Annotated in this window: 14 protein-coding genes; 5 read left to right on the top strand and 9 right to left on the bottom strand. The window is 58.9% G+C overall.

Annotated elements, in window-relative coordinates; genetic code table 11:
* Positions 1–17 precede the first annotated feature (17 nt).
* From L861_RS25185 to L861_RS15015, 4 genes are all read left to right on the top strand, one after another.
* Entirely contained in the window at positions 18–143 is a 126-nt protein-coding gene (locus L861_RS25185; protein ID WP_016417325.1) for a hypothetical protein, read from the top strand.
* A gap of 87 nt (positions 144–230) precedes the next feature.
* Positions 231–371, top strand: coding sequence for a hypothetical protein (locus L861_RS24720; protein WP_016417324.1), 141 nt, complete (start codon positions 231–233; stop codon positions 369–371).
* Positions 372–665: 294 nt separating this feature from the next.
* Positions 666–1,727 (top strand): 3-deoxy-7-phosphoheptulonate synthase, encoded by a 1,062-nt coding sequence (locus L861_RS15020; RefSeq protein ID WP_016417322.1) that lies wholly within the window; start codon positions 666–668, stop codon positions 1,725–1,727.
* Between the two features lie 67 nt (positions 1,728–1,794).
* Positions 1,795–2,307, top strand: a complete 513-nt coding sequence (locus L861_RS15015; RefSeq protein ID WP_016417321.1) for a DUF3087 family protein — start codon at positions 1,795–1,797, stop codon at positions 2,305–2,307.
* Positions 2,308–2,362: 55 nt separating this feature from the next.
* Here the strand turns inward: L861_RS15015 and ppk1 are convergent, their stop codons facing one another.
* Positions 2,363–4,552, bottom strand: a complete 2,190-nt coding sequence (gene ppk1, locus L861_RS15010) for a polyphosphate kinase 1 (protein WP_035568553.1) — start codon at positions 4,550–4,552, stop codon at positions 2,363–2,365.
* 232 nt (positions 4,553–4,784) lie between these two features.
* Positions 4,785–5,792, bottom strand: a complete 1,008-nt coding sequence (gene hemB, locus L861_RS15005; protein WP_016417319.1) for a porphobilinogen synthase — start codon at positions 5,790–5,792, stop codon at positions 4,785–4,787.
* Positions 5,793–6,067: 275 nt separating this feature from the next.
* Between hemB and elbB the strand changes: the two genes are divergently transcribed.
* Positions 6,068–6,727, top strand: coding sequence for an isoprenoid biosynthesis glyoxalase ElbB (gene elbB / locus L861_RS15000; RefSeq protein ID WP_016417317.1), 660 nt, complete (start codon positions 6,068–6,070; stop codon positions 6,725–6,727).
* A gap of 205 nt (positions 6,728–6,932) precedes the next feature.
* On the opposite strand, the gene tatC is transcribed toward elbB, so the two are convergent.
* Genes tatC through ubiE form a run of 7 tightly spaced genes read right to left on the bottom strand, consistent with a single transcriptional unit; the run spans position 6,933 to position 11,763 of the window.
* Positions 6,933–7,706: a twin-arginine translocase subunit TatC gene (gene tatC / locus L861_RS14995; RefSeq protein ID WP_016417316.1), complete on the bottom strand. Its 774-nt coding sequence runs from the start codon at positions 7,704–7,706 to the stop codon at positions 6,933–6,935.
* Positions 7,703–8,101, bottom strand: coding sequence for a Sec-independent protein translocase protein TatB (tatB, locus tag L861_RS14990; RefSeq protein ID WP_016417315.1), 399 nt, complete (start codon positions 8,099–8,101; stop codon positions 7,703–7,705). Before tatB ends, tatC begins: the two co-directional genes overlap by 4 nt.
* A 6-nt stretch (positions 8,102–8,107) precedes the next feature.
* Positions 8,108–8,365 (bottom strand): Sec-independent protein translocase subunit TatA, encoded by a 258-nt coding sequence (gene tatA / locus L861_RS14985; protein WP_016417314.1) that lies wholly within the window; start codon positions 8,363–8,365, stop codon positions 8,108–8,110.
* A 14-nt stretch (positions 8,366–8,379) separates the two neighbouring features.
* The gene (locus L861_RS14980) at positions 8,380–8,721 is read right to left on the bottom strand and encodes a phosphoribosyl-ATP diphosphatase (protein ID WP_016417313.1); all 342 of its coding nucleotides are present in this window, start codon (positions 8,719–8,721) and stop codon (positions 8,380–8,382) included.
* Between the two features lie 53 nt (positions 8,722–8,774).
* Positions 8,775–10,397: a ubiquinone biosynthesis regulatory protein kinase UbiB gene (gene ubiB / locus L861_RS14975; protein WP_016417312.1), complete on the bottom strand. Its 1,623-nt coding sequence runs from the start codon at positions 10,395–10,397 to the stop codon at positions 8,775–8,777.
* Positions 10,394–11,014 carry a ubiquinone biosynthesis accessory factor UbiJ gene (locus L861_RS14970; protein ID WP_016417311.1) on the bottom strand — a complete coding sequence of 207 codons (621 nt, stop codon included), beginning with the start codon at positions 11,012–11,014 and terminating at the stop codon, positions 10,394–10,396. Before L861_RS14970 ends, ubiB begins: the two co-directional genes overlap by 4 nt.
* The gene (ubiE, locus tag L861_RS14965; protein ID WP_016417310.1) at positions 11,014–11,763 is read right to left on the bottom strand and encodes a bifunctional demethylmenaquinone methyltransferase/2-methoxy-6-polyprenyl-1,4-benzoquinol methylase UbiE; all 750 of its coding nucleotides are present in this window, start codon (positions 11,761–11,763) and stop codon (positions 11,014–11,016) included. Before ubiE ends, L861_RS14970 begins: the two co-directional genes overlap by 1 nt.
* Positions 11,764–11,793: the final 30 nt, after the last annotated feature.

Genomic DNA, 11,793 nt, shown 5'->3' with positions numbered 1-11,793 from the left:
CATCGGGAGAAGGCAGAATGGCGGAATACGATCCTAACTTCAAGGACGAGAGTGGCCTGTTGACCGTGTTCCTGGGACTTGCTGTCCTGGTGGGCATGAGTGCGTTGCCGGCCACTATCGCCTGGGTACAGTTGCTGGGCTGATTTCAACACAGCATGGCCTAGCGCCGTAGTTTGTAAACACCCTCTCGGCCGTGTAGGATGAAAACCAATAATATCTGGAGTCAGCTCATGACCGTCGATCTCGTCAACCAACCGCTGAATGTGACGCCCGCTCGTGGCGGGGCGTTCGTTGCGCCGTTGGCAGCGAGTTCGTTCTGGTATTGGGGCTATTGGTTTAGCGCCGGCGTGCCGGCGGCCAGGTCAGACTGACCTGAACCGCGAGGCGCGCCCTACCACCCACGGGTTGCCTCCTCCAGTTTCTCAGAACCCCCGGTCGGCAACCCGACCGGGGTTTTTTCGTTGGCCGGTTTTTTATTCGATAAGGAGCAAGAACATGTACGACCGCATCGCTGATATCGCTCACGCCTCGATCGCTCGCTATTATCCGGGCTATGGCGATTGGCGATTTAGCGATATCCGGTCGGCACAGTTCGCCACCTCCGGCCGGCAGTGCATTGGTGGCTCATCAATCCGATGTTCGATACTTCGCCAAGGACAGAACCGATGACTGCCCAGCTTCCCATGACCGGAACACCCGCCGCGACTCCCTCACCGACGCGCGGCGACAGTCTGCCGACTCCACACGAACTACGTCAGCGATTCCCCGTGGACGTGGCCCTCAGGGAACACATCCAAGCCCACCGCGAAGCCATTCGCGCTATTCTCGACGGTCGTGACGATCGCCTGTTGGTAGTGGTCGGGCCCTGCTCGATTCATGACCCCCGGGCGGCACGCGAGTATGCCGAGAACCTTAGTGTGCTTGCGCGACGGGTAGAAGATCGCCTGCTGGTGGTAATGCGTGTCTACGTGGAAAAACCACGCACTACAGTGGGATGGAAAGGGTTGGCTTACGACCCCCATCTCGATGGCAGCGATGATATGGTCCATGGTCTGGCACTTTCGCGCGAGTTGATGCGTGACGTGGCTGCTCTAGGGTTACCGGTTGCCACCGAGCTGTTGCAGCCAATGATCGCTCCTTATCTCGAGGATCTGCTGGCCTGGGTGGCGATCGGTGCGCGTACCACCGAGTCGCAGGTCCATCGTGAATTGGCCAGTGGCCTGGAAGCGGCTGTAGGGTTCAAGAATGCTACCGATGGAGGGGTCGGTGTTGCCGTCGATGCAATTCACGCTGCAGCGCATGGGCATCGTCATTTTGCCCTCGACCTGGACGGCCGTGCTTACATGCGTGAAACACCCGGCAATCCTCATACTCACATGGTGCTGCGTGGTGGCCGTGGCGAGCCGAATTACCATGCGGATGCCGTACAGGCATGCCGCCGAACCTTGGAGTCCGCTGGGCTCGAACCACGCCTGATGGTCGATTGCAGTCATGCCAATTCCCGTAAGGATCATCGACGCCAGGGGCAGGTGCTGCAGGACGTATTGGACCAACGACTGGCCGGAGATCGCAGCTTGATTGGCGTGATGCTAGAAAGTCATCTGCATGGGGGCAAGCAGGCATTGCAGCCCGGCATGTTGCGTTATGGCGTCTCGATCACCGATGCCTGCCTGGGGTGGGAAACCACCGAACACCTCCTGAGTATGGCAGCGGCACAACTGGGATAGCTGTACCTCGGCCGGCGATCACAGGATAATTCGCCGCAGACTCCGCAACCCCAAGGATCGCTGGCCGATGTACTTCCATCTCGAGCATCATGACCCCCGGGCCTATCGCCGCAAGACGCGGCTGATCAGCGTGGCCATGGCCATGCAGTTCATCGTATTCGGGTTGCTGTTCTCGCAGTTGCTCACTGCGGCCTTCGGCTCCAGTCTATGGCTCAATGCATTGGGTGTTCTGCTTGGCTTGCTGGCCACCAGTCTGGTTTTCACCGTACTGCGTGAACGTCCTTGGATGACCGAAGCACGTTATGTATGGCGATTGAAGCATCACCTGTCACAGGTGAGTGGTTATCTGCCAACATTGCGCCGTCGGGTCGAAGAAGGCGACGCCAATGCACTAGCTGTCCTGTCTTTCTATCATCAGGGCATGCATCAACTCGCCGAGCTCAACGGTCGCACCCCGGACGATGATGCCGAACGCCTGGCGGAACGCCTGAAGGTGCGCCAGCGGCGCGAGGAGAAAGGACTACCGCTGGAAGTCGACGGCTTCGACTCAGAGGATCTACGAGTATTCAAGAGAGGGTGAGCCATCACGGCTCGCTCGACATCCCTGTCGAGAGCAGACAGTTTTCAGACAAAACCTACGCCTTGGCGGCATAAGCGTAGAGCAATGTCTCCTGAGCGCTGATCGGAGCGCCGTCGCCTGGATGTTGCTGGATATAACTGCCGTCGGGTTGCAGTAACCAGCTCTGGCAATTGTCCACCAAATAGGTCTCCAGATCCTTGCGTACCCGCGCCGCCAACTTCTTGTCGAGCAGCGGGAAACAGGTCTCCACGCGATGGAACATGTTGCGTTCCATGAAGTCGGCGCTCGATGCCCAGACTTCTGGCTTACCGTCATTGTGGAAATAGAAGACTCGTGTGTGTTCCAGGAAACGGCCGACGATCGAACGCACGCGGATATTCTCGGAAATGCCTGGTACCCCGGGCCGCAGACAGCACATGCCGCGGATGATCAGGTCGCACTCCACGCCGGCCTTGGACGCACGATATAGCGCCCGGATCAACCGAGGTTCGGTCAGCGAATTGCACTTGATGATTACATGAGCGCGCTTGCCTTTCTCGGCATACATTGCCTCGCGCTCGATCATCTCCACCAAGCGTTCGTGGAGCGTGAATGGGGCATGCAGCAGGGTCTCGATGTGTCGAGCCTTGCCCATTCCCGAGAGCTGCTGAAAAACCTTGTGTACGTCCTCGCACAGCTTTTCGTTGGCGGTGAGCAGGCTGTAGTCGGTGTAAAGACGCGCAGTCTTGGAGTGGTAGTTGCCGGTACCGAGATGCGCGTAATAACGCAGTCCGCCCTTCTCGCGGCGCACGATGTGCATCATCTTGGCATGCGTCTTGTAGGCCATCACGCCATAGATGACGATCGCGCCGGCCTCTTGCAGGCGAGAGGCGAGTTGCAGGTTGTCGGCCTCGTCGAAACGCGCACGGAGTTCGATCACCACCGTGACTTCCTTACCGCTGCGTGCCGCCTCCACCAGTGCGCTTACGATCTGCGAGTCGGCACCGGTTCGGTAAAGCGTCTGCTTGATCGCCAGCACGTTGGGATCGCGGGCGGCTTCGGCGAGCAGTTCCTCGACAGGAGAGAAGGCCTGGAAGGGATGATGCAACAGGATATCGCCGTCAGAGATGGCACTGAACAGGCTGTCACCCTTCTTGAGCGGCTTGGGTAGGCCGGGAGTGAAGGGACGATAACGCAGGTCAGGGCGTTCCACGACATTGAGTACCGACATCATCCGTGTCAGGTTGACCGGGCCGTTGACCCGATAAAGATCCTGCTCGTCGAGTTCGAACTGCTCGAGCAGGAACGCCGCCAGGTCGTCAGGACAATTGTCGGCCACTTCCAGGCGTACGCCGCTGCCATAACGCCGTGCCAGCAATTCGCCGCGCAGTGCCGATGCCAGGTCCGAGACTTCCTCCGGGTCCACCGACAGGTCAGCATTGCGGGTCAGACGGAACTGATAGCAGCCACGTACCTGCATGCCGGGAAACACCGAGTCGGCGTGGGCATGGATCATCGACGACAGGAACACGTATTCACTGTAGTCCTCGCTGCACAGTTCAGGCGGCAGGGCGATCAGGCGTGGTAGTGAACGTGGTGCCGGCAGGATGGCCATGCCTCCTTCACGGCCGAACGCATCCTTGCCTTCGAGTTCGACGATAAAGTTGAGGCTCTTGTTGACCAGGCGCGGAAACGGGTGAGAAGGATCGAGTCCGATAGGGCTAATTACTGGAACGATCTCATCCTCGAAATAATCGCGCACCCAGGCCGCTTGGGCCTCGGTCCAATTATCGCGACGGCGAAAGCGAAGGCCTTGTTCTTCCAAGGCCGGGATCAGAGCCTCATTGAGCAGTCGGTATTGGCACTCGACCTGCTCATGAACGATGCGCGAGATCTCGGTCAATACCCGACGCGGCGACATGCCGTCGGCACCGGTTTGCTCACGGCCCAGGTCGAGCTGATGCTTGAGGCCGGCGACCCGGATCTCGAAGAATTCGTCGAGGTTCGACGAGAAGATCAGCAGGAACATCAAGCGGTCGAGCAGCGGGTGAGAATCGTCGAGAGCCTGCTCCAGTACTCGGATGTTGAACTGCAAGTTGCTCAGCTCACGGTTGAAGTACAACGCAGGGTCGCTCAGGTCGGTCTCCTGGGAAGGGGACGACTTGGCATGGATACCAGTACGGGTACGATTGACCCGTAGTGGTTGATCGTTGTTCGTCTCGGCAGTTGGGCGTTCGATCGCCGCTTCACTGGTGGACGATGACATAGTCTGATCGGGACTGCGCAGTTCTTCCATCTTGCCTCCATGAGTTAGAGAAGCACCGTACAAATGCCTGCGCAAATGAATCGCTGCGTTGCGCGGTGCTGGTGCGCCAGCCCGGTCGGAAGCTCACCTATAACCCCATAGGCTCCGGTTCCCGTGCTCCGTGCGCCTTGCGCTTCATCTCGCTCGTCGATTTGTTCAGCGCTTCCTTGGCGGAAGGGCGCAGTCCCTTCCGTCATTGAGCGAGCAGCCGGGCGGCTCGCTTGGCGAAATAGGTCAACACACCGTCTGCCCCGGCTCGTTTGAAGCACATCAGCGACTCGAGCAGTACTGCATCGGCATCCAGCCAGCCTTGCTCGAAGGCTGCCATATGCATGGCGTATTCGCCGCTGACCTGATAGGCGAAGGTCGGTACCTTGAGTTCCCGCTTGACCCGCTGCACCACGTCGAGATAGGGCATGCCGGGTTTGACCATCACCATGTCGGCACCCTCGCTGAGATCGAGCGCTACCTCATGCAGGGCCTCGTCGCTGTTGGCGGGGTCCATCTGGTAGGTACTCTTGTCGGCCTTGCCCAAGTTGGTGGCCGAGCCCACTGCATCGCGGAAGGGGCCGTAGTACCGCGACGCATACTTGGCGCTATACGCCATGATGCGCGTATTGTGCAGTTGCTCCTGCTCGAGCACGGCACGGATCGCGCCAATCCGCCCATCCATCATGTCGGAAGGGGCCACCACATCGGCGCCGGCCTCGGCATGTGACAGGGCCTGCTTGAGCAGTGTCTCAACAGTGCGATCGTTGTGCACGTAGCCGTGCTCGTCGAGAATGCCGTCCTGGCCGTGGCTGGTGTAGGGGTCTAACGCTACGTCAGTGATGATTCCGAGTTCGGGAAAAGCCGCCTTGAGCTCGCGTACGCTGCGTTGTACCAGGCCAGAGGCGTTATAGGCCTCCTCGGCCAGCTCGCTCTTGAGACTGGCATCGACCACTGGGAACAGCGCCAATGCTGGGATACCCAACTCGACAGCCTCTCGGGCCTCATCAATCAGTAGATCCAGCGACAGGCGCTCGACGTCGGACATCGAAGGCACGGCTTCGCGTCGCCCCTGTCCATCGAGTACGAACACTGGCCAGATCAGGTCACTTGGCGTAAGTGTCGATTCGCGCATCAGGCGCCGTGAAAAGTCATCCTTGCGCATGCGCCGCAGACGTGTCGAAGGATATTGACGTGCAGTAAACAGGCTCAAAACGATTCTCCGGTCGAAAGGTGGCGACCGACGATGTATCTCATTGTCTTGCTGGAATATGACGATGAGATGACAGTGGCAGTCGCTCCAGCCTCGGGAAAGGAAGTGGATGGCATCTGGTCTATGTTGTTTCGAGTATATCAGTGCCTGGCGCCGTCGGAAGCGCCGGCTTGTCGCACCTGATGGGACTCACTAAAGTGAAAGATTCCACCTCACAGAGTTCGTCAGGGCGCACTGCGCAGGGACTGGCGGGTCGTACATCGAAGGAGAACGATATGAAGAACCAGGTAGCGGTCATCCTTGCAGGGTGTGGTGTTCAAGATGGAACGGAAATCCATGAGGCGACGCTGGCCTTGCTGCGTCTCGACCAACGTGGCATTGCCTACCGCTGTTTTGCCCCCGACATCGAGCAACACCACGTGGTCGATCATATGAGTGGTGAGGTCGTGGAGGGCGAGCGACGCAATGTGCTGGTGGAGGCCGCGCGCTTGGTGCGGGGAGAAATCGAGCCACTGGAAGGAATTAAGCCGGGTGATTTCGATGGACTCATCATCCCTGGCGGCTTCGGGGTGGCAAAGAATCTCTCGGACTTCTTCGAGGCCGGTGCCGACATGGAGGTACTGCCTCTACTCAGGGATAAAGTGGTTGCGTTTCATGAAGCTGGCAAGCCTATCGGGCTGATGTGCATTGCGCCTGTGCTCGTCCCCCACCTGCTGGGAGCGGGGATTCCGGTGACCGTTGGCCATGACCCGAGCGTCGCCGGTGCGATCAGTGCCATGGGAGGTCTCCACCGTAGTTGCAAGGTCGACGAGATCGTCGTCGATCATGAGCATCGGGTGATCACTACCCCAGCCTATATGCTGGGCGAGAGGATCAGCGATGTCGCCAGCGGCATTTTCAAACTGGTCGACAAGCTAGATGAGATGATGAACTAAAGATGGGAGAGCGGCGCTGCGCGCCTGGAAGAGGGAAAGAATGCTGCTTCGCAGCTGGAAGACGCGGCTTCGCCGCTTGAAGTAGGAAGACGGCACTTCGTGCCTTGAAGAGGGAAGAAACCCTTGTAAACCGGCGCTTTGATTCCCTCATACCTTCTTCCTTCTTCCTTCTTCCTTCTTCCTTCTTCCTTCTTCCTTCTTCCTTCTAAGAGTTTTCCTCGTCACTTTCATCGTCCGGTTTGCGCCGTACCAGCCGCCCGAACAGGATGCCTACCTCGTAGAGCAGGTACATGGGCACCGCCAGTAGGCTCTGGGAGATCACGTCCGGCGGGGTCAGCAGCATGCCGATCACGAAACAGCCCAGTACGATATAGGGGCGCTTTTTCGTCAGGCTTTCTACCGTGGTGGCTCCTGAGTAGATCATCAGGAAGGTAGCGATGGGAATCTCGAAGGCCACGCCGAAGGCGAAGAACAGTTTGAGGACGAAGTTCAGGTACTGGTTGATGTCGGTCATCACCGCGACGTTCTCCGGCCCGGTTTGGGTGAAGAACTGGAACAGCAGCGGGAAAACCACGTAATAGGCAAAGGCTGCGCCAGCGTAGAATAGCGCCACGCTGGAGGCCAGCAGAGGGATGGCCAGGCGTTTCTCGTTGTCATAGAGGCCTGGAGCGATAAAGGCCCAAGCCTGGTGCAGTACGAAAGGTACGGCAATGAACACCGCCACCACCAGGGTGAGTTTGAAGGGGGCCAGGAAGGGGGAGGCCACCTCAGTGGCGATCATCTGCGAGCCTTCCGGCAACATGTCCACCAGTGGCCGGGCGACGAAAACATAGATATCGTTGGAGAAGGCATAAAGCGCCAGAAAAATTACCAGGATGGCGAGCAACGCACGGATCATGCGCGAGCGCAACTCGATCAAGTGTTCGATCAATGGTGCCTGAGCCTGGTCCTGATCCTGCGGGTCACGCGACGAGGTCATCGGGAGCGGGAATCCTTGTCTCGGGCCGATGTAGCGGCTGAATCGTCAGTGGGGGTGTCGAGGGCCTGCTCCGTGTGTTTGGCGCTGTCGCCTTCGGAAGCCGATGCCTTGGAATCTTTCTTATCCTTGGCATCCTCTTCGGCGTATTGCTCGACGTCACGCTTGACCTTACTGAGACTCTCGTCAAGCTTCTTCTGTTGCTCATTGAGTTTCTGTCGCAGTTCTTCCGCCTCCAGTTGAGCGGAGATTTCCCGCTGCATGCCAGAGACAGTGCGCTTGATCTTGCCAACCCACAGGCCAGCAGTGCGCGCTGCTTTCGGCAGGCGCTCGGGGCCGAGCACGAGCAAGCCGACCACACCGATGATCAGCAGTTCGAGAAAGCCGATATCGAACATGGAGGGTTACTTGCGCTCGTCCTGTTCCTCGGTTTTGCGCTCGGCCTTGACGTCATAGGTATTACCCTCGTCGTCACGACCGACGCGTTGCTGCTGGTCGTTGTCCTTGCTCTCTTCTTTGCCGTCCTCGTGCATGGCTTTCTTGAAGCCTTTCACGGCACCACCCAAGTCACCGCCGACATTGCGCAGTTTCTTGGTACCGAAGATCAAAATGATGATGCCGAGTACGATCAGCAACTGCCAGATACTGATGCCACCTAACATGGAGTGTTCCCCCTTTATTGGTCGGAAGGGCGGGCGGCTTTCTCGTCCAACCCGGAAACGCCGAAACGTCGTGCCAGTTCGTCCAACACGTCCCGTTGATCGATGCCCAGATGCGACAGCATCACGAGACTATGAAACCACAGGTCGGCGGTTTCGGCGACTACTGCTTGCCGTTGGCCTTCAACGTCGTCAGCGGCGTCCTTGGCAGCCAGAATCGTCTCGGTAGCTTCTTCGCCCACTTTCTCGAGAATCTTGTTCAGGCCTTTGTGATGCAACGATGCCACGTAGGATGTCGCCGGGTCCGCATGACGGCGTTGCGCTAATACTTCGGCAAGCTGTTCAAGTATATCGTTCATTGCGAGAGCCCCTTTGAGGAAAATCAATAAACCGTTCATTGCAGGAATGGAAGTCAATTCCAAGCCAGCAGAATCACGCCGAGGGCAGCTGCCACCAGGACTGGCCAGGGCTGGACAGTGGCCCAGTTCCACAGGGGCTGCCAGGCCAGCGCCAGCGCCAGCAACAGCAACCCTAGGCGCAGTCGCCTGGCACCGCGGGCAGCCCGGCTCAAGTGGTGTCGCATGCCGCTAAGGGCCTCAGTCTGATGACGGCGTTGCTTGTGTTCGCCTTCGGCACGGCTCAATGCCTGGTGGGCCAATACCGGTAATTCGGGAAGCTGGCGCGTCAGTTCCGGTGCCTGACGGCTCAATGACTCCCATAGGCCGCGCGGGCCGGCACGCTCTTTCATCCAACGCTCGATATAGGGTTTGGCAGTGCTCCATAGATCCAGGTCCGGATAGAGCTGACGGCCCAGGCCCTCGATATTGAGCAATGTCTTCTGCAACAACACCAATTGAGGTTGGACCTCCATGTTGAAGCGACGTGCCGTCTGGAACAGCCCCAGCAGCACCTGGCCGAAGGAGATGTCCTTGAGTGGTTTTTCAAGAATCGGCTCACAGACGGTGCGAATGGCAGCAGCGAATTCGTTGGCGCGAGTGTCCTCGCCGACCCAGCCGGATTCTATATGCAGCGCAGCGACCTCGTAATAGTCCTGGCGGAAGAAGGCCAGCAGATTGCGAGCCAGGTAATCCTGGTCCTGACGGGTCAGGCTGCCGACGATGCCGCAGTCGATAGCAATGTATTGTGGGTCGTGAGGTTTGCCGTGGGCGACGAAGATGTTGCCCGGGTGCATGTCGGCATGAAAGAAGTTGTCGCGGAATACCTGGGTGAAGAAGATCTCCACGCCACGTTCGGCAAGCTTGCGCAGGTCGGTGCCTTGGGCGCGGAGTGCATCCAGATCGGCCACCGGCACGCCGTGGATGCGCTCCTGAACCATGACTCGGCGATGGGTCAGTGGCCAGTGGATGCCTGGGACATAGAGCAGCGGTGAATCCTTGAAGTTGCGTTTGAGCTGGGAAGTATTGGCTGCTTCTCTGTGCAGGTCGAGTTCGTCGAACAGTGTCGATTCGTAATCGGCGACGACTTCCACCGGGCGCAAGCGACGAGCCTCGGGGACACGCTGCAACAGGCGGGCCACGCGATAGAGTAAGGCCATGTCCTGACGCATGACGCGTTCGATCCCGGGGCGAATGATCTTGACTACTACCTCCTCACCGTCGTGCAGGCGGGCGGCGTGCACTTGGGCAACCGAGGCCGATGCCAATGGCTGGGTGTCGAAGTTGGCGAAGGCGCTGGACAATGGCATGTCGAGTTCCTTCTCTACCAGCGCTTCAGCCACCGCACCAGGAAAGGGGGGAACCCGGTCTTGCAGGCGCTTGAGTTCATTGGCGATATCCGGAGGCAGCAGGTCGCGGCGGGTCGAAAGCATCTGGCCGAACTTGACGAAAATCGGTCCCAAGGTCTCCAAGGCCAGTCGCAGGCGTTCGCCTCGTGAGCGCTGTCCCACCGGGAATAGGCGCAGCGGAGAGAGGATGAACATCAATCGTGGTAGCCAGTGCAATCGCTCCAGGGGAATCAGGGTATCCAGCCGATAGCGGGTGATGACCCAGAAGATCCACACCAAGCGCAAGCTCATCGTCCTTTCCCCCCGTCGGCCAGACGACGAGTCAGCCGGGCCAGACGAGCTTCAAGGCGGTCCGTGGCCACCTCCAGCTCGGTCAATTGGTCGCGTAACACCTCGAATTGGGCTCGCCCAGGTAGCAGTCGGGCCTCTTCGAATACATATTCGCTGACATCGGACTGGAGTTCCTGTCGGGTTCGCAACCCCCAGCGTGACAAGCGGTGCACTCCTTCAGCCAGGGTGTGGGCCGGGGCATCACCGAGCCACTTGGCGAGTTCGCCTTCCCAGTCGAGATCAAGGTCGAATAGCAAGTCTCGGGCCTCTTCCAGAAGTTGGGTGCGTCCACGTACCGCCAATCGGCCACCAAACATCAAACGTTCGATGGATTCCCCACCGAGTAGGCTGCCCAAGGCCTCGCTATCGACCTCGACCACAGCGTCAGCTTCGCTTTCATCGCCAGTGTTGGGGCGGTACAGATGCAGGCCATGGTCATGGAAAAGGATCACCAACTCCAGGTGGGGGCGTTCCAGGCGAAACAGCAGCCGCGCGCCATCAAGTCGCGCCAGGCGGGTGGGGGCCGCCGGGTCACGAGACAGCAGAGCATTCAGGGTGTGTTCGATCAGGCGCAACATTACAACTTGATGCCACGATGCAGGGCGACGATGCCGCCAGTGAGGTTGGTGTATTCGACACGCGCCAGACCGGCAGCTTCCATCATCGACTTGAGCGTCTCCTGATCGGGATGCATGCGGATCGATTCAGCCAAATAGCGGTAGCTGTCAGCATCGCCTGCCACCATCTCGCCCATTTTTGGCAGCAAGCGGAAGGAATATTCATCGTAGGCTTTGGACAGCAGTGAATGGGTCGGTTTGGAGAATTCCAGTACCAGCACGCGGCCGCCGGGTTTGAGTACTCGGGTCATGGAGCGCAACGCGGCGTCCTTATCGGTCACGTTGCGCAGGCCGAAGGCAATGGTGATGCAGTCGAAATGGTTGTCGGGAAATGGCAAGCACTCAGCGTTGGCCTGCACATATTCGACATTGCCGCCCACACCATGATCGAGCAGCTTGTCGCGGCCCACACGCAACATCGACTCATTGATATCAGCCAATACCACCCGGCCACGAGGACCGACGCGGCGTGCAAATTGCAGGGTGAGATCTCCAGTGCCACCAGCGATATCGAGCACCTGGTGTCCTGGGCGCACGCCAGCGCGTTCCAGCGTCAGGCGCTTCCACAGCCGGTGGATACCGAACGACATCAGGTCGTTCATGACATCGTAGCGTGCTGCCACCGAGTGAAAGACATCGGCAACCCGCGAGGCCTTCTCCTCGATCGGGACTTCCTGATAGCCGAAGTGAGTCGTGGTGCGCTTGTCCATGGAAGGGTCCTGGAAGGTTGAGGATAAGGC

The organism is Litchfieldella anticariensis FP35 = DSM 16096 (assembly GCF_000409775.1).
Lineage (GTDB): Bacteria > Pseudomonadota > Gammaproteobacteria > Pseudomonadales > Halomonadaceae > Litchfieldella > Litchfieldella anticariensis.
This window is presented reverse-complemented; position numbering and strand designations above follow the sequence as displayed.